This is a genomic window from Chitinophaga sp. HK235, from assembly GCF_018255755.1.
GTDB lineage: Bacteria > Bacteroidota > Bacteroidia > Chitinophagales > Chitinophagaceae > Chitinophaga.
In genome coordinates this window covers 5,248,775-5,268,652 of sequence record NZ_CP073766.1, presented here as the reverse complement: position 1 = coordinate 5,268,652, position 19,878 = coordinate 5,248,775, and the positions used below count along the sequence as shown (strand labels likewise).

19 protein-coding genes are annotated in these 19,878 nt (G+C 48.3%); 11 read left to right on the top strand and 8 right to left on the bottom strand.

Translation table 11 applies throughout. The features are described 5' to 3' along the window. Positions 1-155: 155 nt before the first annotated feature. Both KD145_RS19740 and KD145_RS19735 read left to right on the top strand, forming a co-directional pair. A complete protein-coding gene (locus KD145_RS19740) occupies positions 156-2,003 on the top strand; it encodes an amidophosphoribosyltransferase (RefSeq protein WP_212001041.1) in 1,848 nt (615 codons plus the stop codon). Positions 2,004-2,176: 173 nt separating this feature from the next. Beyond that, complete coding sequence (locus KD145_RS19735) at positions 2,177-2,671, top strand: histidine phosphatase family protein (RefSeq protein WP_212001039.1); 495 nt, start codon at positions 2,177-2,179, stop codon at positions 2,669-2,671. On the opposite strand, the gene proC is transcribed toward KD145_RS19735, so the two are convergent. After that, positions 2,668-3,465: a pyrroline-5-carboxylate reductase gene (gene proC, locus KD145_RS19730; protein WP_212001037.1), complete on the bottom strand. Its 798-nt coding sequence runs from the start codon at positions 3,463-3,465 to the stop codon at positions 2,668-2,670. The two genes, KD145_RS19735 and proC, sit on opposite strands and share 4 nt — an antisense overlap. Before the next feature lie 88 nt (positions 3,466-3,553). On the opposite strand from proC, the gene KD145_RS19725 reads away from it, so the two are divergent. Beyond that, on the top strand, positions 3,554-6,844 hold the full coding sequence (locus KD145_RS19725; protein ID WP_212001035.1) for a DEAD/DEAH box helicase: 3,291 nt from the start codon (positions 3,554-3,556) through the stop codon (positions 6,842-6,844). A 98-nt stretch (positions 6,845-6,942) separates the two neighbouring features. On the opposite strand, the gene KD145_RS19720 is transcribed toward KD145_RS19725, so the two are convergent. Both KD145_RS19720 and dusB read right to left on the bottom strand, forming a co-directional pair. Next, a complete protein-coding gene (locus KD145_RS19720; RefSeq protein WP_113616010.1) occupies positions 6,943-7,512 on the bottom strand; it encodes an NUMOD4 domain-containing protein in 570 nt (189 codons plus the stop codon). 44 nt (positions 7,513-7,556) lie between these two features. Next, the gene (dusB, locus tag KD145_RS19715) at positions 7,557-8,624 is read right to left on the bottom strand and encodes a tRNA dihydrouridine synthase DusB (protein WP_212001033.1); all 1,068 of its coding nucleotides are present in this window, start codon (positions 8,622-8,624) and stop codon (positions 7,557-7,559) included. A 192-nt stretch (positions 8,625-8,816) separates the two neighbouring features. On the opposite strand from dusB, the gene KD145_RS19710 reads away from it, so the two are divergent. The 5 genes from KD145_RS19710 to KD145_RS19690 all read left to right on the top strand — a co-directional run bounded on the left by KD145_RS19710 (position 8,817) and on the right by KD145_RS19690 (position 12,050). Then, positions 8,817-9,767: a type II CAAX endopeptidase family protein gene (locus KD145_RS19710; RefSeq protein ID WP_212001031.1), complete on the top strand. Its 951-nt coding sequence runs from the start codon at positions 8,817-8,819 to the stop codon at positions 9,765-9,767. Positions 9,768-9,795: 28 nt separating this feature from the next. Then, on the top strand, positions 9,796-10,044 hold the full coding sequence (locus tag KD145_RS19705; protein WP_212001029.1) for a DUF2007 domain-containing protein: 249 nt from the start codon (positions 9,796-9,798) through the stop codon (positions 10,042-10,044). Positions 10,045-10,111: 67 nt separating this feature from the next. Continuing rightward, positions 10,112-10,996: a phosphatidate cytidylyltransferase gene (locus KD145_RS19700; protein WP_212001027.1), complete on the top strand. Its 885-nt coding sequence runs from the start codon at positions 10,112-10,114 to the stop codon at positions 10,994-10,996. Between the two features lie 125 nt (positions 10,997-11,121). Next, on the top strand, positions 11,122-11,775 hold the full coding sequence (locus KD145_RS19695) for a phosphatidylserine decarboxylase family protein (protein ID WP_212001026.1): 654 nt from the start codon (positions 11,122-11,124) through the stop codon (positions 11,773-11,775). 26 nt (positions 11,776-11,801) lie between these two features. Next, complete coding sequence (locus KD145_RS19690) at positions 11,802-12,050, top strand: hypothetical protein (RefSeq protein ID WP_212001025.1); 249 nt, start codon at positions 11,802-11,804, stop codon at positions 12,048-12,050. 39 nt (positions 12,051-12,089) lie between these two features. On the opposite strand, the gene KD145_RS19685 is transcribed toward KD145_RS19690, so the two are convergent. Then, positions 12,090-12,785 (bottom strand): YjjG family noncanonical pyrimidine nucleotidase, encoded by a 696-nt coding sequence (locus KD145_RS19685; protein ID WP_212001024.1) that lies wholly within the window; start codon positions 12,783-12,785, stop codon positions 12,090-12,092. A 96-nt stretch (positions 12,786-12,881) separates the two neighbouring features. On the opposite strand from KD145_RS19685, the gene KD145_RS19680 reads away from it, so the two are divergent. The 3 genes from KD145_RS19680 (at position 12,882) to KD145_RS19670 (ending at position 16,521) form a co-directional block, all read left to right on the top strand. Beyond that, positions 12,882-13,583, top strand: coding sequence for an SDR family oxidoreductase (locus KD145_RS19680; RefSeq protein ID WP_212001023.1), 702 nt, complete (start codon positions 12,882-12,884; stop codon positions 13,581-13,583). 186 nt (positions 13,584-13,769) lie between these two features. Continuing rightward, complete coding sequence (locus KD145_RS19675; RefSeq protein WP_212001022.1) at positions 13,770-15,725, top strand: BatD family protein; 1,956 nt, start codon at positions 13,770-13,772, stop codon at positions 15,723-15,725. Positions 15,726-15,744: 19 nt separating this feature from the next. Further along, positions 15,745-16,521, top strand: coding sequence for an SH3 domain-containing protein (locus tag KD145_RS19670; protein WP_212001021.1), 777 nt, complete (start codon positions 15,745-15,747; stop codon positions 16,519-16,521). Between the two features lie 7 nt (positions 16,522-16,528). On the opposite strand, the gene KD145_RS19665 is transcribed toward KD145_RS19670, so the two are convergent. The 4 genes from KD145_RS19665 to KD145_RS19650 all read right to left on the bottom strand — a co-directional run bounded on the left by KD145_RS19665 (position 16,529) and on the right by KD145_RS19650 (position 19,873). Further along, on the bottom strand, positions 16,529-17,197 hold the full coding sequence (locus KD145_RS19665) for a sensor histidine kinase (protein WP_212001020.1): 669 nt from the start codon (positions 17,195-17,197) through the stop codon (positions 16,529-16,531). Positions 17,198-17,591: 394 nt separating this feature from the next. Further along, positions 17,592-18,302 (bottom strand): response regulator transcription factor, encoded by a 711-nt coding sequence (locus KD145_RS19660; RefSeq protein WP_113616023.1) that lies wholly within the window; start codon positions 18,300-18,302, stop codon positions 17,592-17,594. Between the two features lie 63 nt (positions 18,303-18,365). Next, positions 18,366-19,388 (bottom strand): sensor histidine kinase KdpD, encoded by a 1,023-nt coding sequence (locus KD145_RS19655; RefSeq protein ID WP_212001019.1) that lies wholly within the window; start codon positions 19,386-19,388, stop codon positions 18,366-18,368. Continuing rightward, positions 19,385-19,873: a gliding motility lipoprotein GldH gene (locus KD145_RS19650; RefSeq protein WP_212001018.1), complete on the bottom strand. Its 489-nt coding sequence runs from the start codon at positions 19,871-19,873 to the stop codon at positions 19,385-19,387. Before KD145_RS19650 ends, KD145_RS19655 begins: the two co-directional genes overlap by 4 nt. Positions 19,874-19,878: the final 5 nt, after the last annotated feature.

Genomic DNA, 19,878 nt, shown 5'->3' with positions numbered 1-19,878 from the left:
TGCTGAAGAGCGAAGATAAAAGCGAGTATTGGCTTTTATTTTCGCTCTTCTTCTTTTCCTGATACCCACCATTTTGACCTTCCCTTCACGACTTAACACGTACAATTCGTAATTGGCATTTTTTTGGCGTAACTTTGCGTCTTCAATTTTCAGCGATGAGTGATGCGATCAAACATGAATGCGGCCTGGCATTTATAAGATTAAGAAAGCCGTTCTCTTATTACCAACAGAAATATGGAACTGTATTCTATGGGTTGAACAAACTGTACCTGCTCATGGAAAAACAACACAACAGAGGCCAGGATGGCGCTGGTGTGGCAACGGTAAAACTCAACACAGAACCTGGTGTTCCCTTCATGCACAGGATTCGCAGCGCCGCCCCACAGGCTATCGGCGATGTTTTCAGTAAGATCCGGGAAGAAATTCAGGAAATCGAAAAGTATCAGCCCGAAATCACCAAATATCCCGGACTCCTCAAAGGACATATCCGGTTCCTTGGTGAAAACCTGATGGGCCACCTCCGCTACGCTACCCAGGGCAAAAACAACGTGGAACTCTGCCACCCTTTTGTACGCTACAACACCATCCCCGCCCGCAACCTGGCCATGGCCGGGAACTTTAACCTGGTAAATGCCGACGAGCTCTTTAAATTTGTTCAGGTAAACCCAGGCGAAGTACACAAAAACAGCGACCTCGCCGCCATGCTCGAAACCGTTCATCACTTTCTTGCTAAAGAAGATGAAGAACACCGCAACGGGCTCAATGTTAAAAATATCCTGCAACAGGCATTCTCCCTGTTCGACGGCGGATACCACGCCTGTGGCCTTATCGGCACCGGCGACGCCTTTGTGATCCGCGATCCTAACGGCATCCGTCCTTCCTACTACTATATCAACGAAGACGTAATCGTAGCCGCCTCCGAAAGAGCCGCCATCCGCACTACCTTCAACGTAGGCGAAAATGAAGTGCTCGAACTCATGCCCGGCAACGCCCTCATCGTTAAAAATAACGGCGAGTACTCCATAGAACAAATCCTGGAACCCAAAGAACGCAAAGCCTGCTCCTTTGAAAGGATCTACTTCTCCCGTGGCAACGACGAAAAAATCTACAAGGAACGTTCCGCCCTCGGCCGTAACCTGTCTGCCACTGTACTCAAAGCCATCGACAACGATCTCAGAAATACCATCTTCTCCTTCATCCCCAATACCGCCGAAGTGGCCTTCTACGGACTCCTCAAAGGTCTGGAAGACTATCTCAACAAAATCAAGGTGGAAAGGATTCTCTCCTGGGACAAGGATTTCGATGAAGAGAAACTGACCGAAATGGTCAATCGTCGTATACGCATCGACAAAATCGCCATCAAAGACGTAAAAATGCGCACCTTCATTACGGAAGATTCCAGCCGTAATGAAATGGTACAGCACGTATATGATATCACCTACGGTACTGTAAGACCCGGCGTCGACTCACTGGTAGTGATAGACGATTCCATCGTAAGAGGTACCACCCTCCGCGAAAGCATCGTTAAAATGCTGGACCGCCTCGGACCCAAACGTATCATCGTGGTGTCTTCTGCACCGCAGATCCGCTACCCCGACTGCTACGGTATCGATATGAGCAAAATGGGTGATTTCGTTGCCTTCCAGGCTGCCATCGCCCTGTTGAAAGACCATGGCAAGGAACATATCCTGCAGGAAGCCTATGGCCTGTGTAAAGAGCTGCAACGCACCAACACACTCCATGCTCAGAACGTAGTGAAAAATGTTTATAAGCCTTTCACACCAGAGCAGATTTCAGCTAAAATCGCTGAAATACTCACTCCCGAAGGCATCCGTGCCAAAGTGGAAGTCATCTACCAGTCTATCGAAAGCCTCCACGAAGCCTGCCCCAACAATCTGGGCGACTGGTACTTCACCGGAGACTATCCGACCCCTGGCGGCAACCGCGTGGTAAACAAAGCCTTCATGAACTTCATGGAAGGTAAAAACGAAAGAGGATACTAGTTTTCATCAACATAAAAAAAAGCGAAGACCACCGTTGGTCTTCGCTTTTTTTATGCGCTGTCGCATGTTAATTTTCTCTTAAATCAGCCCCTGGAAGAAAACATTATACCCTTAACACATTAACTTCCTTTAAAATCTTATTTTCGTCCATGTAAATTACTCGTTTTCAGACCATGAAAACACTATTACTCATCCGTCATGCAAAATCCAGCTGGAACAATCCGGACATGGATGATTTTGACAGGCCGCTCAACAAACGAGGTAAACAAAACGCCCCCGAAATGGCCCAGCGCCTCATAACAAGAGGCATGGTCCCCGAACTGATTATCACCAGCCCGGCTAAACGCGCCCGCACCACGGCTAAAATCATGGCCGAAGAATGGCACTATCCCAAACAGGCCATCCTCCTGGAAGAAGAGCTGTACCTCTGTTACGCCTCCACCTTCCTGAAAGTGATCACCCGGATAGATGATGATTTCAACGCTGTGGCCATCTTCGCACATAACCCCGGGATTACCGATTTTGCCAACTATCTCACAGAAGAAATCCGCATCGATAATGTGCCCACCACCGGCATCTTTGCCATTCAGGCAGATACCGACAGCTGGAAAGATTTTGACATGGCCACCAAAAAATTTCTCTTCTTCGATTATCCGCGTAATAATTAACCCTTCACAATCTTATTATAGGATGTACTGATACCTTTTATCAGAGAAGAACTGAAGCCCTGGTGCTCCATCTCATTTAGTCCCGCAATCGTACAGCCTTTGGGGGTAGTTACCTTATCAATTTCCTCCTCCGGATGACGATTTTCACGGATCAGCAGTTCTGCCGCACCCTTCACGGTTTGCGCCGCTATCAGGCTGGCGGTACGGACATCAAAGCCGATCTCAATGCCACCCTGAATATTGGCACGGATAAACCGCAATGCAAAGGCGATACCGCAGGCTCCCAGTACAGTAGCGGCATCCATCAGTTTTTCGTCGATGCTTACAGTAGCACCCAGCTGATCAAACATCGTTTTTACATACCGGATTTGTTCATCGGTGGTATTGGCGGCACAGATACAGGTGATAGACTCCTGTATCGCGATGGCAGTATTAGGCATGGCCCTTACCAAAGGTATCTCCGGTACAATATGTAACAAGTCGGCGATGCTGACACCGGTAACTACGCTGATAAGAATATGTCTGGTCGGGTCCAGTTCCTCTTTGAACTGTTGCAGCACTTCCCGCACATTGTATGGTTTCAGTGCCACCACAATCACTTCAGATTGCCGGATGGCTTTAGCATTGTCTGTCTCTATCTGTACGCCTGCTGCCTTCAGATCGGCCAGGGTACCGGTATTGCGCTTGGTAACGGTAATATCTGCAGGGCTGGAAAAACCACTCTTCACCAGTCCCTGTGCAATGGCCGACCCCAGGTTACCTCCCCCGATAATGGCTATTTTCTTGGCTGACATAAAAATATATTTTCAATGAGAAATCTTACGGAAGGTATAACAATTGCGCCACTGATGCAAACCGTGCTGTAATGCTTATCTTGCAACTATGCAGGCGACATTTAAGGCAGCTGCTTTTTTTGCGAGGATAAAAGAAGCGCATCATACATCCAGCCCCGAAGAAAAATTCCGACAATACAAACAAATACTGGAAAGCCTCTTCCGCGACCTTACGCGCGAAGAATCCCGGTCTTTCGGTAACCTGTTTGCACGAATGCAGTTTTATTTCGACAAAGAGGTAGTGCCTCCTGAGATCCGCCAACAGCTGACAGCCCTGCGTCTCCTCACCAACAAAACCACCGCCGGCATGTTCCCCCTGCAGGACCATGAGCATCTGCTGTGTATCAAAGCACTCACCGCTGCAGTAGCCTGGGTTTACCAGGAACAGGAACCGGATGATTTACGGCAACTGTTCCTGACAACAGGCAATACCCGGCTTGCCTTGTCCTATCAGCATAATCCTGCTGATATCCCATTGCTGAAATGTATGATCACCGCTACCGGCGCACTGCACCTGAACGATAGCGGGAAACATACTTTTACGATACAGGTTAAGAACGATGAACAGGGTGACTTTGAGCTGTTGCTCGACCACCTGGACGATCTTACGGTAGTAGCGCTGCATCCGCTGTTGCGCCCTTACGACACCATCCTGGTACATCATTGCCGCCAGGGCAACAGCCAGGATGTTTATATCACCACTGCTGAAAGCCTCGTCATACTGGAGCCAGACCTGCTCATTGATATCAGCGACCTCGCCGAATGTTTCACCCACAAAGGCGCCAACCGCTTGCTGTACCTGGTCAAAAAGCTTACGCCGCAGCAGGCCTCGCCGGCAGCATTCAAAGGTAACCTGGTCAACGCCTTGCTGGACGAGATGCTGCGCAACCGCGAGATAGATTTTAAAACCTCTTTCGTGGAAGCCGTGGCCGAAAACGTATTACAGGCAGCAGCCTACGGTCGCGAACAACTGAATGAAATGTACCGGGACATCCGCCAGCAGCACTGGGGCAATCTCCATACAACGGTACGCGATCTGCAGGACAAACCAGTCAGGATAGAGCCCACCTTTTTCTCTGCCCGCTACGGTCTGCAGGGAAGGCTGGACCTCATGACTGAAGACGATCAGGACCCTCACCGTAAAGAGATCTTTGAACTGAAAAGCGGCAAAGCGCCCGACTTCAATACCTGGAGGAACCATGAGATGCAGGTAGTAGGCTACAACCTGTTGCTCCGCTCCGCCTTTGGCCGGCAACGCAAAGGCAGTTCTGCTATTTTATATTCTGCCGCTGCGGCCAGTCCGCTCCGGAACGTAAGCAGTACCCACCGTACTGAAAACGATCTGCTGTTGCTCCGCAACCAGGTGGTCGCCATGTTGCTGCGACTGGCAGGGGAAGAGTACGAAATATTATCGGCTATCACCGGCACAGCCGCTACCGGACTACCTTCTTTCAGCGCCAACCATTTTACAGCCTTTGAAAAAGCCTGGTACTCGGCACCACCGGAGGCCAAAGCTTATTATCAGCAATATCTCTCTTTTGTATTAAGGGAATACCTGCAAGCCAAGTGCGGCATGTTTTCTGAAGTGAACCGGGAAGAAGATGCCGATGGATTCTCAGCCCTGTGGCTGCAAACGGAAGAGGAAAAGGAAGCCCGGTTCAATATTATCTCCGGATTGTGCTTCCGTGAATTTGATACCGTCAACAGTGCGGTCTTATTTGATATAGCCGATCCCGTTAGCCACAACTTCCGGGTTGGAGATACCGCCATCATTTATCCGCGCACCGGCGCCGAACTACGCCCCATGCAACAACAGCTGCTGAAAGGCCGTATCGACGATCTGGGAAAAGATACGCTTACCTTTTCCCTTAACAACCGTCAGATGACGCTGGATTTCTTCCGTCAGTTTGATGAATGGATTATTGAGCATGATATCTACGAATCCAACTACTGGATTGCGGCTGCAGCCCTATTCCATGTATTATCACCTTTAAATGCACAGCGCGTCCGTCTGCTGCTGGGCCTGGAAATACCCCGTTGGCACCCCTTACCATTTCCGGCGCCGGCCATGTTCAATGCCAATCAGGAGCAGATCGTCAGGCAGGCCCTGGAGGCGCAGGACTACTACCTGCTACAGGGACCTCCCGGCACAGGCAAAACATCATCTTTGCTCACCACTATTGTAGGGGAGATGGTCAAACAACGCCGCCATGTAGTGCTGGTAGCCTTTACCAACAAGGCGGTAGATGAAATATGTAATAAACTGGAGGCAAAGCAGGTCCGTTATCTGCGGCTGGGGGGACGTAGCTCCGAGTCAGCACAGCAGCTACGGCAGCTTTGCCTGGAAGGCAATCTTGACAATGCCCGAGCTTACATCACCGGCCACCATGTATTTGTAGCCACCGTTGCCACGATGGCCACCCGGCTGGAACAGCTGCTGATGATGGGCATCCCGGCCGATACCCTGATCGTGGATGAGGCTTCGCAGCTGACAGAACCTCAGCTGCTGGGACTATTGATGCCCTTCCGGAAATTTATTCTGATCGGTGACCAGAACCAGCTGCCGCCGGTTGTGGCCCAGGAAGCATCTTTCTGTAGGGTAAAAGACCCGGTGCTGCAGCAGTTGGGCATACATGATCTGCGTGCTTCCATTTTTGAGCGGCTGATGCATCGCTGTAAACAAGCTCAGTGGCGGCATGCCTGGGGCATGTTGAACACTCATTTCAGAATGCACGACAGTATCGCCAACCTGGTAAATCACTATTACGCAGGGCAGCTTGCTTCAGGCGGAGAGCAGCAGCAGGCTGCCTTTGAGCCCGGGCCCGCTGTGGAAGAAACGTCGTGGAAGCAGGTGCTGGCTTTAGGCCGGAAGGTATTTATCCCCAGTCCTTATGAGGCCACCTCCAAAATGAACCAAACGGAGGCTGCGCGGGTAGTATCGTTGTTACGATATCTTCAGGCGCAATACGGGGAAACCTTTACCAAAGATACAGTGGGGGTGGTCACGCCATGGCGTACACAGATCAGCCTCATACGGGAGCTGTTGTCGGAAGACAAGGTGCTTCAGCAGGTGAATATCGATACAGTAGAGCGTTTTCAGGGTTCTGAAAACGATATTATTATTGTATCGCTGGCGGTATACCATGCAGCGCAGGTACACACCCTGCAAAGCCTGGGCAGCTTCCGCTGGGAAGAAACAGAGATAGAGGTAGACCGTAAATTACTGGTAACATTATCGCGTGCCCGGAAACAGGTGGTGCTGATGGGCTACGAGCCGGCGCTGCGTGAGAGTCCGCATTACAGGAGGGTGCTGGCTGAAATGACCCGGGGGCAACTGTAGGGTTTTTCCTGGATAAGGTGTCAAACAACTATGGCCACACTTATCGTATGGCCATAGTCAGACAACATCATATATGATCATTCCTGGAAAACCAGGCTTTAATCCAGTGTTACGTGTGCCCAGTTTTCACCGCTTTTGATGCGGTACAGCTGCATTTCGCTGATATCAAACTGTTCGGCGATCTGTTTCATGGTTTTTTTACCGGGCTTGTTCAGCAGGCGCTTGATACTCTTCACTTTCGTCACGTTCAGCTTGAGGCCTTTTACCCGGTTACGTTGTTTTTCCTTGTAAGCCAGTTTGGCCGGGCTATTCTGCTGATGTTCCTCCATTTCCTCCTTGGTTGCCCATTTGAGGTTGTTGGCCTTATTGTTTTTCTTGTCGTAGTCCAGGTGGATAACATACCGATAGTTGCGGCCTGGTTTTTTGTTGAAAAGCTTGGCCACTTCCCTGTGCAGGTAGAGTGACTGGTAACTGTCTGCCGGTTTTACATTTAAAACCGTATAGCCTTCCACGGTAGAACCCGTGAGCAGCTTACCATCTTCGGTACTTTCATGATAACTGATCACTCTCCCCATGTTTGAAACCGCGTATTTTTTACGCAGGGCAGATTTGTTTTTAATCTGTAAGTCTTTCCAGACTTCATTTCTCAGATTTTTAATTGTGGTCATGTGAAAGTAATTTATTATTTTTTGTTTGGATGGGGTTAGAGCGTTTATACGTAAACGTTACAACCAGCCATTTCATTATCAGCCGGCGGGAAATTATGTTCAGCTAGTGTGGGAGCAGTCCTTTCGAATATGTGGTCCTTGTATTGTAAAACAACCGCATCCAGTACGTCTTCTATTTCCGCTAATGTCTTGTAAGTTACTAATTGTTGTCTGAATTCTTTTATATGGGGCAGCCCTTTGAGGTAATTGGTATAGTGGCGGCGCATTTCAAGGATTCCTACAACGTCTCCTTTCCAGGACACTGACTGGCGCAGATGTTTTTTACAAACTTCTACTCTTTCCAAAACAGTTGGAGGCGGCAAATGTTCGCCTGTCTTCATAAAATGCTTGATTTCCCGGAATATCCAGGGATAGCCAATAGCAGCGCGGCCTATCATAACCCCGTCTACGCCATATTTCTCTCTGGCGGCGATAGCTTGCTCCGGCGTACATATGTCACCGTTACCAAAGATAGGGATGTGTATACGCGGATTGTTTTTAATTTTTCCGATCAGCGTCCAGTCTGCATGACCTTTATACAACTGCGTGCGGGTGCGGCCGTGAATGGTTAACGCTTTAATACCTACGTCCTGCAGACGCTCCGCTACCTCTTCAATATTTTTGGAATCCTCATCCCAGCCCAGACGGGTTTTAACGGTCACGGGCAGTTTGGTGGCTTTTACCACGGCTGCCGTCAGTTTTACCATTTTAGGAATGTCTTTCAGGATGCCGGCCCCGGCGCCTTTGCAGACTACCTTTTTTACAGGGCATCCAAAGTTGATGTCCAGCAGATCGGGGTTGGTAGCCTCTACAATCTGGGCTGCCATGGTCATGGGCTCTTCATCCCCACCGAAAATCTGGATCCCTACCGGACGCTCATAAGGGAAAATATCCAGCTTCTGCCGGCTTTTGATGGCATCACGGATAAGTCCCTCCGAAGAAATAAACTCGGTATACATGAGGTCGGCCCCGTTATCCTTACACACCGCACGGAAGGGGGGATCGCTCACATCTTCCATAGGTGCCAGCAGTAAGGGGAATTCTCCCAGATCAATATTTCCTATCTTCACCATAAATTAAATACCACAGCTCTTTACCTGTAGTTATTATTTTTATACTTTATATTACTCTTTTTCACAGCGGGAAGTAACAGTTCCTTACCTCGCGGTAAGAGGCAGGATACAAAAAGATGACGGAGATCACCATATCGCTGCAAACTGGATTTCACGATGTAAATTTACGCAAATTTAATACAGTAAGTGTTTATGACCGGTTATCTGAAACAGTCTCCCACCGCTTTGCAGTTCGTCACCTTCATTGGATTCTTTATCGGCTTCTTTCTGATATACATTACAGGGCTGCAATTGCTGCTGGAACCCCTTACCGGGCACACCATCATGGAGATCCAGAATGGAGACCTGACAGACCCTAACCTTATCGGCTATCTGAAAATTACACAGTTTTTCTATACTGTGATCGTTTACTTAGTTCCGGCCGCTGTTTTTGCTTATCTCTGGCAACCTTACCCGGCTCGTTATCTTGGCCTGAAACCCGCTCCCAAAGCGATACAGATCGTGCTGGCGCTGATGGGTATTTATGGTGCGCTGTGGGTGGCCGGGTTTGTGAGCGACTGGAATCAGACCTGGAACGTGCCTCAGGATGCCCGTGATATGCAGGCCCAAGCCGAAAAAATGGTCAACCTCATGCTCCGCATGCCAGGCATCAAAGATCTGATCATCAACCTGATACTGGTCGCTATCGTTCCTTCTATCGCTGAAGAACTGTTTTTCAGAGGGGTATTTCAGCGTCTGCTTATCAAAAGCACCCGCAGAGTATGGCTTAGCGTAGTCTTATCCTCTATTTTCTTCAGTGCCGTTCATGGTGAAATACTGGACTTCATGGCCATAGCAGTACTCGGGTTTGTGCTGGGCGCCATCTATGTGCTCAGCGGCAACCTGTGGCTGAGTATACTGGCCCACATACTCAACAACGGCACCAAGGTGGTGCTGATGTACCTGTTCCAGCATGGCATGATACAGACAGACCCGTCTAAAGACACGCCGGTGGCCTGGTATACGGCCCTGCTTTGCGGGATAGTGACGATTGGATTGTTATGGGCTCTCCGCCAGAAATCAACTCCTATGGTCATGACAGATCCTGTAAAACAGTCTGTTGACAAGGATGTTGACCGTATCGGTATGGATGAAAATCAGTAACTTACCAACTGAGCTAAATGTTATTATTATGGAAAAAGGATGGGTGAAAATATTTTCGAGCGACCGCCCCTTTGAGGCGGAAATTGTAAAAGGCATGCTGGCAGACAACGGTATCAATGCTGTACTACTCAACCGTCAATCATCTTCCTATAACATTACACTCCCCGGTCTGGCTGAAATATATGTGCACGAACAGGAAGAACAAGTAGCCAGAGACCTGGTGCAAAATCACAATAACGTTACCGGAGGCGATGCCGATGCGGTAATACCGGAATAGCAATTTGCTTCAACGGGTAATTTTGTACACTTTTGTGCTTCAGAATCAATTAACAGAACTAGGCATAATGAAGACGTTTTTTACCCGCACTGCCTCCGCGCTGGTGTTTGTGGCAGTCATGCTGGGAGGTATCTTATGGAGTCCCTTTACTTTCTTTCTGCTGTTTTTCCTGGTCAGCTTTTTTGCGCTGCAGGAATTTTTTAAGCTGATGCGCCTGATCGATCCCGGTTATGCCACCATTCCCTCCTGGCACAAATGGGGGGTAACGGTTGCCGGAGCTGCCATCATGCTGGCTTTTACCGGCGATTATTTTTATATAGGCAGTATCTCTACCGGCTTTATCGGATGGTGGGTTGCCGTTATCTTCCTGCTGGTATTACCACTGGGAGAGATATTACTGGATAAAGACTTCTCTCCTAAAAATGTGGGCTACTCCTGTATGGGGCTGCTGTATGTGGTAATTCCCTTCAGCCTGCTGGTCAATATCCGGCTCAGCGCTATCGATATCCACTATACACCTGAAAACGTGGGTACCGCACCGGGCTGGCTGATTCCCCTGCTGCTGATTATTTTTATCTGGATCAACGATACCATGGCCTATATTGTAGGTTCTCTGATAGGCCGTACACCTTTTTTCCCGTCTATCTCGCCTAAAAAAACCATTGAGGGAACAGTAGGAGGGATGATACTGGCAGTAGTCGCTGCCGGCGTATATGGCTATTACTGGGGTCAGCAGTATCTCTCTCTGCAACACTGGCTGGTATTGGCCGGCATTGCTGCCATCTTCGGTACTATCGGCGATCTCCTGGAGTCCAGACTCAAGCGGATGGCCGGTGTAAAAGATTCCGGTACTATCATGCCTGGTCATGGCGGCTTCCTCGATCGCTTCGATTCCCTGCTGCTCGCCGCTCCCTTTGCCTGGATTTATGTGCATTTCTTCATGATGGCTTAATTACACATAATCGGTTTTTATTATCCATTTGACAGAAAAACGTATTTCTGAAGTAACTTCGCATCAGGCTTTAACCTTTCCGGCATTGCCGGAGATATATAAACAACTTAACAAATAAGAAAAAAATGAAGATCCATCGTGAAGGATTTGCTACCATTTCCCTTGTATTCCTGGTACTGGCACTGATCAACGGAGCAGTATTTTACTGGCTGGGCCATATGCCGGCTCTTAGCTATACCATCCTGATCTTTTCCATACTGTTCTTCCTCTTTATCGTGTCTTTCTTCCGGGTTCCGGCAAGGCAGTACACTACCGGGGATAATCTCGTTATGTCTCCCTGCGATGGTAAAGTTGTAGTGATAGAAGAAGTTTTTGAACCGGAGTATTTTCAGGACAAACGCCTGCAGGTATCTATCTTCATGAGTCCAGCCAACGTACACGTGAACCGCAACCCGATCAGCGGTACCGTTAAGCTGTCTCAGTACCATGCCGGTAAATACCTCGTGGCCTGGCACCCGAAATCCTCCACTGAAAACGAAAGGCATTCTGTGGTGATCGGCAATAACAAGGCGGATATTCTGGTAAGACAGATCGCCGGCGCCCTGGCCCGCAGGATCGTTAACTACCTGAAACCAGGTATGGAAGTAAAACAGAATGAGGAAATGGGCTTTATCAAGTTTGGTTCCCGTGTAGACCTTTACCTGCCACTGGGCACAGAAGTGACCGTACAACTGGAACAGGTGGTGAAAGGCGGCCAGACAGTGATAGCAAAAATCTAATATATTAGTATACTAAAATATTCCGCATGAAAAATGTTTTGACTGTATTAACCGCCCTGCTTCTCGTATCCGGAGCAGCTTTTGCCCAGGATAAGTCCGGGAGTAAGTCTTCCGCTGCTACAACGAAAAGCAGTTGTTCCAAAAAATCCGGAGAAAGCTGTTGTGGGACTGCCCACGGCGCGCAGCCAAAACAGGACTCTGCACAAGGCAAAAAAAGCTGCTGCATGCAGCCTTCCAGAACGGCAGGACTCAGAGCAGCTAAAAAAGCACAATAAAACAAAGCGGGATTCCGAATATCGGAATCCCGCTTTGTTTTATAATATCTCTCTCAGCTCCTTTAAGTGCCCGATCGTATAAGTAGGCGTAAAATCGACCGGCGGTTTGGCAGGATTAAAATATACCTGGTCCATACCGACCCCATGAGCCCCTTTAATATCCAGCTCCATCGCATCTCCCACCATAATACTTTCCGCGGCAGTAGTACCAGCCTGGGCAATGGCATATTCGAAGATGGCCGGATAAGGCTTCAGGCTACCCGCTACCTCTGAAGTGATGATATGTGTAAAATAATGTTCAATCCCCGAATTCTTCATCTTCAGCAGCTGGGTTTCCTCAAATCCATTGGTGATCATGTGCATCGGGTAGTTTTTGGCTGCCAGATAGTCCAGTGTTTCGATGGTTTCAGGAAACAGCGCCTTTTTATGGGGCAGTATGTCCAGGAAACCCACGGCAAGGCTCTGACACAGCTTTTCGTCACCTATCTTGAAATCCAGCAGTGTAAGCCGGAAACGTTTGTCGCGCAGCTCATTTCTGTTGATAAATCCCTTACGAAAACGTTCCCATAACCGTTCGTTGTGTCCTTGATAAGAAGCGTGAAATGCTTCGAAAGAAGGTACCCCTCTGTTGGCCAGGTTGTGATTGTTGTACAGTTCCAGCAAGGTTTCCTGTTCGTTGGTCTCAAAGTCCCAGAGCGTATGGTCCAGGTCAAAGAAAAGATGTTTGTATTTCATGACGGGGCAAAGGTACAAAATACCTGACAGATGGGGTTTCCGGAGAAGCGTCATTCAACTAAATTCAGTATTTTACCGATTCAATCAACGAACAATATGAATGCAGTTATTACAGGTGCCAGCAAGGGCATCGGAAAGGCTATTGCAGAAAGACTGGCAGCAGAAGGGTTTAATGTGATCATTTGTGCACGGAATGCTGATTCGCTGGCTGCTGCCCGGACAGCAATACAGCAGCAAAACCCCGCGGTAACGGTTATAGCTGAATCCGTTGATATGGGAGATAAAGCCCAGGTAATGGCATTTGCCCAAAAAATCAAAGCTACCTGGTCTACTGTGGACATACTGGTTAACAATGCCGGTATCTTTATTCCCGGAGCGTTACATGAAGAAGCGGATGGCCTGCTCGAAAAGTTGATGGCCGTTAATGTATACAGTGCCTATCACCTTACCCGGGAACTGCTCCCACTGATGATGTCACAACGCAATGGGCATATTTTTAATATGTGCTCTACAGCCAGCTACCATGCCTATCCCAACGGCGGTTCCTATAGCATCACCAAATATGCCCTGCTGGGATTCACCAAAAACCTTCGCCGGGAACTCATGTCTCACAATATTCGTGTAACCGCTGTTAGCCCCGGCCCAACCCTTACGGCCTCCTGGGATGGCTTCGAAGCCCCACCCGACAGAATGATGCCTCCTGAAGATATTGCCAGCGTAATCTGGAATGCCTTTACACTCGCCAAACAAACCGTTATTGAGGAAATACAGCTCAGACCAATGCTGGGAGATATCTGAGCCAATTACGGATTATCAATTACGAATTACGAATTTCAGTAAAATCACTCCATTCATCATTCATAATTCGTAATCGATCATTTGTAATTGATAATGGGCTATTTCATATATAATTCTTTTAACTAAGTTTTAACGGCAGTTAACACCGCTTCCGGAGCGGGTTTGGTTAAATTTGTTGACATAACTATGAAGGACAGATTTAATATAAAAAAATACATTTTCTCCATTTTATGTTGTCTGGGGCTAGTCGTCTGCGCCAGCGCACAAGAGCTCCGTTTTACCACCAGCGTAAGCAGCAACTCCATAACTGTTGATGAACCATTTCAGATTCAGTTTATGCTGGAAAACGGAAGCAATATCACCAGCTTTACTCCGCCCAACTTTAAAGACTTCGAAGTACTGCAAGGCCCCTCACAAATGCAGGGTCAATCCATCTTCAATGGCCGTCGCTCTGAATACTTTGCACTGAATTATGTGCTGCAGCCCAAACATGTGGGCAGTTTCACCATTCCCGGCGCCCAGGCCCGGGTAAATGGCAACGTGATCAAGTCTAACCCGGTACTCATTGAAGTCAGAAAAGGCAATGCACAGGCACAGACACAGACACCACAGCCATCCCAACAGCAGGCAATACCGCAGCATCGCGGTCAGAGTGGTAACGGCCTGAGTGAAGATGTGTCTGAAGGGCTGCTCAAAAAAGGGGAGGACATTCAGGAGAAACTGCGTAAAAACATCTTCCTGAAAGTGGAAGTTGACAAAACCAACCTGTATGAAGGCGATCAGCTGACCGCTACTTATAAACTCTATACCCGGCTTCCGACCAATTCCAGCGTCACCAAAGTGCCAGCATTCAAAGGCTTTTCCGCTAAAGATATCGAGCTTCCCAACCCTCCGCAGGCTACAGAAGAAAGAATCAACGGCGTGCCTTTTAAAGTATTCACTATCCGTAAAACGCTGCTGTTCCCACTCCAGTCAGGCGCCCTGGAACTGGACCCTGTGGAAGTAGACAACCAGGTACGCCTGGTGAAACTGGTAGGCAACAAACGCTCCCGTGGCGGCAAAGATCCGTTTGAAGAATTCTTCAACGACCCGGCTTTTAAAGATCCTTTCTTCGACGACTTTTTCAACCGTCCGGAGGTGGAATACCAGGATGTACCTTATAAAATTCAGAGTAATCCAATCAAGATAAATGTCAAATCACTGCCGGTAGACGGCCGCCCCTCCAGTTTCAACGGCGCCGTCGGTCATTTCAAAATGACAGCCACAGTGGATAAAAAGTCACTCAGTACTGATGATGCCCTCACCCTGAAAATAAACATCAGCGGGCAAGGCAACGTCAACCTTCTCAACTCCCCTAAAGTGGACATCCCCAGCGGCTTTGAGAAATACGATCCCAAAGTGACTGATGATATCGAAAAAAACAGCAACCCGCTCTCCGGCAGCAGGCAGTTTGAATATGTGCTGATGCCACAGGAAGCAGGCCAGCATACCATCCCGGCGGTAGAATTTTCCTACTTCGACCCGGTAGCCAACAGTTACAAAACACTCCGCTCCGAAGCTTTCGTGATCGATATTACCCAGGGAAAAAGGATACGACAAGACAAACATGATTTCAGTGTGGGTAAAAATGAACTGGTGAAAATTGATGGTGGCATATACAAGTGGACCCAAAACCGTCAATGGCTGATCGTCAGCCCCTGGTTCTACGTGCTGCTGTTGCTGCCGCTGCTGATCGCCGCCGCACTGATATACTACAAACGCAGAAAAGACTACAATACCACCAACGCAGCATTGCTGAAACACCGTTATGCCAATAAGGTAGCCCTCAAAAGGCTGGAACTGGCAGCCCGGTACCTGAAAGAAGGCAAAGACAAAGCTTTCTATGAGGAGACATCCCGTGCTGTATGGGGTTATCTCAGCCACAAGCTTAAAATACCTTTCGCAGATCTCAGCAAACAACTGATACAGGACAAGCTGGCTGCGCGTCATATCAACGGCACCAATACCAGCGACCTGTTTGAGCTGATCGACAACTGTGAAGTGGCCCTGTATGCTCCCGGCAGCGGCAACGACCGGATGCAGGGCACCTACTCCAAAGCAGTGACCATCATCACTAACCTTGAAGATGCGCTGAAGAATTAATCACCTAAGGAAAGGGAACATGTCTATTCATAAAAATATCAAAGTGGTTTTCTTCCTGTTGGCCGTTGTGCTGACGGGTAGTATCGCACAGGCACAGCAGGCCATTCCGCAACAGCGTTTTGATGCCGCCAATAACCTCTATCAGCAAAGCAAGTTCACCGATGCAGCGGCTGCCTATCAACAGCTGATCGATGAAGGATTTGAGCTGAAACCACTGTATTACAACGCCGGCAACGCTTATTACAAAGCGGGTAAAACCGGCGAAGCCGTATACAACTACGAAAAAGCCTTACAGCTCGCCCCCGGTGACGAGACCCTCAAACACAACCTGGCACTCGCCAACCAGAAAGTAAGCGGCTACGTAGATGAGTTACCGTTAGTATTCTTTCAGCAATGGTGGCGGCAGCTGCAGCTACTGCACAAACCCAATGGCTGGGCCGCCGGCTGTATCGTATTTTTCTGGCTGGTCATTGCCGGTATTATGCTCAATCAGTTCCTGCCTGGCTGGAAAAACAAATTCCTCCGCTGGGGCAATTATGTAGTGGGGACCTTGTTTGCCCTATACCTGATCATGGCCATAGATACCTATGCCGTGGCCAATGACCATCAGTCCGGCATTATCATACAAGGCAATACCAAGGTAAAATCAGCTCCCGACGATAATAGTAAAGATGCCTTCGAAGTACAGGAAGGTATGAAGGTGCGTATCTCAGACGCGACAAAGGACTTCTGTAAAATTTCACTGGCCGACGGGAAAACGGGGTGGGTCAGCTGCGGGCTGATCAAACGCCTGTAAATACTGGCTATACGGCCATAGACTGGTGTGTCAGCATATGCCGCATACTGATGGTGAGACGGTTACCATTGGGGTTACGGGTTTCATCAAACAGCTGTTGTGCCTGGATACCGGCTCTCATTTGATATTTCTCACTCATCATATACAATCTCTCCGCTGCGATATCAATGCCGGAAGCCTGTCTTTCTCCGGTATCATCCAGCAGTTCTGTGGCGAGTATGCCATTGTCCTCCACCTGGATATAAAGCCGGTTGTGGTCTTTACCGATGTGGATCACCAGACGTCCGCCAGCTTTCTGGGGGCGTAACAGCAGCCGGTGCCAGATCACATATTGCACATAGGGCTGAATAATCAGGGGAGGCACCAGTGTATCCTGCTGATTCACCTCTTCCGTAATCCTCACTTGATAAGAAAACTGCTGATCAAACCGGAGCTGTTCCAGTTGTATGTAGAGTTCCAGGGCTTCCAGGTCGTCATGCAGAGACACCCATTCCTTGTTGAAGTTTCCGATCATCAGCCGCATGAGGCGGGCAAACCGGGTGAGGTAAAGGGAGGCCATATCCGTACTGGTAGTAAGGATATAGTGGTGAATAGCGTTGAGGCTGTTAAAAATAAAATGCGGGTCCATGTGAGCCTGGAAGGCATGGAGTTCCAGGTTGATCAGGGAGTGTTGCATGGTTATTTCTTTCGCTGAGGCTCTTTTAATTCTTTTTTCACGAAAAATGAAAAACGCTACCAGTACAAGGAGACTTAACAAAAAAAACAGCCAGTACGGCCATCCCGCAGCAAAAACTATTTCATCGAAATGTTGTACCACATCTAAGGTTTACAGGAAAGTTGAACGGCTTGCTGATAAGCTCATTAAATATCGGTCAAATCGATGCGAATGGGAAGTGGTATTTATCCGGAGGCAGATTTTAACCGGCAAGTGGGGAGAATTTGCGGAAAAGTGGTTTTGATTTGGGGATCGCCTGATTTATGAATTTATGAATTTGGAGATTTATGGATTGGGGGATTGGGGGATTACATTTCAAATCAACAAATCCCAAAATCCATAAATCCCAAAATGTTCAGGCTTCTGTAAACTTGTAGCCGACGCCTCTTACAGAGTGGAAGTATTTGGAGTTGCGGCTGTCTTCCTCAAAGTATTTACGGAAGTTGAGGATGAAGTTGTCGATAGTTCTCGTAGTGGGGTATACGTTATAGCCCCAAACCACCTGCAATATTTTTTCACGGGTTACTACTTCGCCTTTGTTTTCGATGAGCAGTTTCAGCAGCATGGCTTCTTTCTTGCTCAGCTCATAATGTTTACCGTCTTTGCCAACACATTCCTGGGCGGCGAAGTCGATGGTATTGTTACCGAATCGGTATACATTGGGGACGCTGTCTTTATCCTGTATTTTTTTGTTTTTGACGATGAGCTTTTCCACGCGTAGCAGCAGCTCTTCCAGGTTAAAGGGTTTGGTCATATAGTCATCACCACCTTTTTTGAGGCCGAGTACGCGGTCGGCGCTGCTGTTTTTGGCGCTCAGGAACAGGATGGGAACTTCGTTGTTCTGGATGCGGATATTTTCGCATACAGCGATGCCGTCCATTTCGGGCAACATGATGTCCAGTATGATGAGGTCAAAATATTCATTCTTTACTGCTTTCAGGGCAGCGGTACCATTGTCTACAGCGGTCACTTCATATCCTTCCAGTTCCAGGTTAAGCTTCAACGCTTCCTGAAGATTTTCTTCATCCTCCACCAGCAGTATGGATGCTTTAGTCGCTTCCTTCATGTGTTAATCGTTTGATTTTACTATAAACCGCGGACATGTATGAGCATGAATCCGTCATCTAAGTTACGCTGTTTGCACGGAATATTCCGGCCAGGTTATCTCAAAGCAGGCGCCGGTGGGCAAATTATCTTTTACCCGGATGGTACCGTTATGTTGTTCCACGATCTTAGCCGTGAGAAAGAGTCCCAGTCCGGAGCCTTTTGCTTTTCTGGTATTTTCGTTGCCCAGCCGGTAGAACTTCAGGAAGATGCGTTCTCTTTCTTCTTCCGGTACGCCGGGTCCTTCATCGGCCACCTGAAGTTTCAGGTGGTGGTGTTCGGACTCAAACAGGCGAACGGTGATGGTGGAGTTGCGGGGAGCGTATTTCACTGCATTCTCCACGAGATTGCTGAGGATGATCTGCAACATCAGTTTATCACCTTCCATCCGTACATGTGGCAGAATGTCTGCATTTATGACATGTGTGCCGATACGATTGCGCAGTTCTCTGATATTGGCTTCCAGCAAGGCAGAGAAGTCGAGCGGTTCTTTAAACAGCTTGTAATCATGCGTTTCCAGCTGGGCTGCCAGCAGAATATTATTACAGAGCTGGTCCAGGCGATTGGTTTCCCGAATGGTATTATCAATCAGCTTGGCTTGTTTCTCCTCATCCAGCTTGTGTCTGCGGATCGTTTCCAGATTCAGTTTGGCAGCAGCGATGGGTGATTTCAGTTCATGTGTCACGGCCATCATAAAATTCTGCTGCTGCCGGCTAAGCTTCATATATTTCCAAACAGCTCTATATACAAAGAGCGCGCCGAGCAGTATAATTCCTAAAAAAATAGATCCTTCCCCTATATACTTAAAAGAACGCATATGAGCGTCTTTATCAATCCGCTGTACCTCGAGCTGGTGTTCTACCGGCTGTGCCAGGCTATCGATGCGCAGGGAGAGGTTTTGTCTTTCGAAGGCACTGATCTGCTCGCTTTGGCGGAACAGCAGCACGCCCCACCAGATGAGGGCGACAATCGTATATGCTAATACCAACAGATAAATGAAGGAAACAGACTTTCCTTCCTGCATTTTATTGAAAAACTTTCTCATCATGGCCGTTTGCCGGCTTTCTCTATCCGCAGACCTATATTCATCACATGGGGGAGCGGGTTTTGCCGCATGTTTTGCTCGAACGTAAACTTATAGGTGCCTGGTTTATTGAAGAGTGCTTTCTGCTGGATGAGAACCCGGTGTTCATAAATATCATCGATCCCATTTCCATGCCATTTGCCGTTGATATCTGCCAGTGGCAGCTCTACCCTTTGTTCTTTAGGTATACTATCGTTTGGATACCGGGTACCTACCAACAGCCAGATATTGCTGTAAGGGTACGCATCGCTATGCCTTACATTCACATAGATATCGTACAGGTTGGCAGTGTCTTCCGGCAGGATATTTACTTCAAACGAGGGTTGGTAATCATAGGCCCAGTTATGACCCGGTATTTCCAGGTTTTTCTCGTAGACATCCATTTTTAACGGCTTGCAGGCCGCAGCCAGTAAGAGTAAGCCTGCTGTTACCTGAAATAGTCTTTTCATAAGGT

What these genes read in the sequence shown, in the direction of transcription:
- KD145_RS19740 (WP_212001041.1), top strand. Translation starts at nt 156, where the DNA reads ATGAGTGATGCGATCAAACATGAATGCGGCCTGGCATTTATAAGATTA.
- KD145_RS19735 (WP_212001039.1), top strand. Translation starts at nt 2,177, where the DNA reads ATGAAAACACTATTACTCATCCGTCATGCAAAATCCAGCTGGAACAAT.
- proC (WP_212001037.1), bottom strand. Translation starts at nt 3,465, where the DNA reads ATGTCAGCCAAGAAAATAGCCATTATCGGGGGAGGTAACCTGGGGTCG.
- KD145_RS19725 (WP_212001035.1), top strand. Translation starts at nt 3,554, where the DNA reads ATGCAGGCGACATTTAAGGCAGCTGCTTTTTTTGCGAGGATAAAAGAA.
- KD145_RS19720 (WP_113616010.1), bottom strand. Translation starts at nt 7,512, where the DNA reads ATGACCACAATTAAAAATCTGAGAAATGAAGTCTGGAAAGACTTACAG.
- dusB (WP_212001033.1), bottom strand. Translation starts at nt 8,624, where the DNA reads ATGGTGAAGATAGGAAATATTGATCTGGGAGAATTCCCCTTACTGCTG.
- KD145_RS19710 (WP_212001031.1), top strand. Translation starts at nt 8,817, where the DNA reads ATGACCGGTTATCTGAAACAGTCTCCCACCGCTTTGCAGTTCGTCACC.
- KD145_RS19705 (WP_212001029.1), top strand. Translation starts at nt 9,796, where the DNA reads ATGGAAAAAGGATGGGTGAAAATATTTTCGAGCGACCGCCCCTTTGAG.
- KD145_RS19700 (WP_212001027.1), top strand. Translation starts at nt 10,112, where the DNA reads ATGAAGACGTTTTTTACCCGCACTGCCTCCGCGCTGGTGTTTGTGGCA.
- KD145_RS19695 (WP_212001026.1), top strand. Translation starts at nt 11,122, where the DNA reads ATGAAGATCCATCGTGAAGGATTTGCTACCATTTCCCTTGTATTCCTG.
- KD145_RS19690 (WP_212001025.1), top strand. Translation starts at nt 11,802, where the DNA reads ATGAAAAATGTTTTGACTGTATTAACCGCCCTGCTTCTCGTATCCGGA.
- KD145_RS19685 (WP_212001024.1), bottom strand. Translation starts at nt 12,785, where the DNA reads ATGAAATACAAACATCTTTTCTTTGACCTGGACCATACGCTCTGGGAC.
- KD145_RS19680 (WP_212001023.1), top strand. Translation starts at nt 12,882, where the DNA reads ATGAATGCAGTTATTACAGGTGCCAGCAAGGGCATCGGAAAGGCTATT.
- KD145_RS19675 (WP_212001022.1), top strand. Translation starts at nt 13,770, where the DNA reads ATGAAGGACAGATTTAATATAAAAAAATACATTTTCTCCATTTTATGT.
- KD145_RS19670 (WP_212001021.1), top strand. Translation starts at nt 15,745, where the DNA reads ATGTCTATTCATAAAAATATCAAAGTGGTTTTCTTCCTGTTGGCCGTT.
- KD145_RS19665 (WP_212001020.1), bottom strand. Translation starts at nt 17,197, where the DNA reads ATGCAACACTCCCTGATCAACCTGGAACTCCATGCCTTCCAGGCTCAC.
- KD145_RS19660 (WP_113616023.1), bottom strand. Translation starts at nt 18,302, where the DNA reads ATGAAGGAAGCGACTAAAGCATCCATACTGCTGGTGGAGGATGAAGAA.
- KD145_RS19655 (WP_212001019.1), bottom strand. Translation starts at nt 19,388, where the DNA reads ATGATGAGAAAGTTTTTCAATAAAATGCAGGAAGGAAAGTCTGTTTCC.
- KD145_RS19650 (WP_212001018.1), bottom strand. Translation starts at nt 19,873, where the DNA reads ATGAAAAGACTATTTCAGGTAACAGCAGGCTTACTCTTACTGGCTGCG.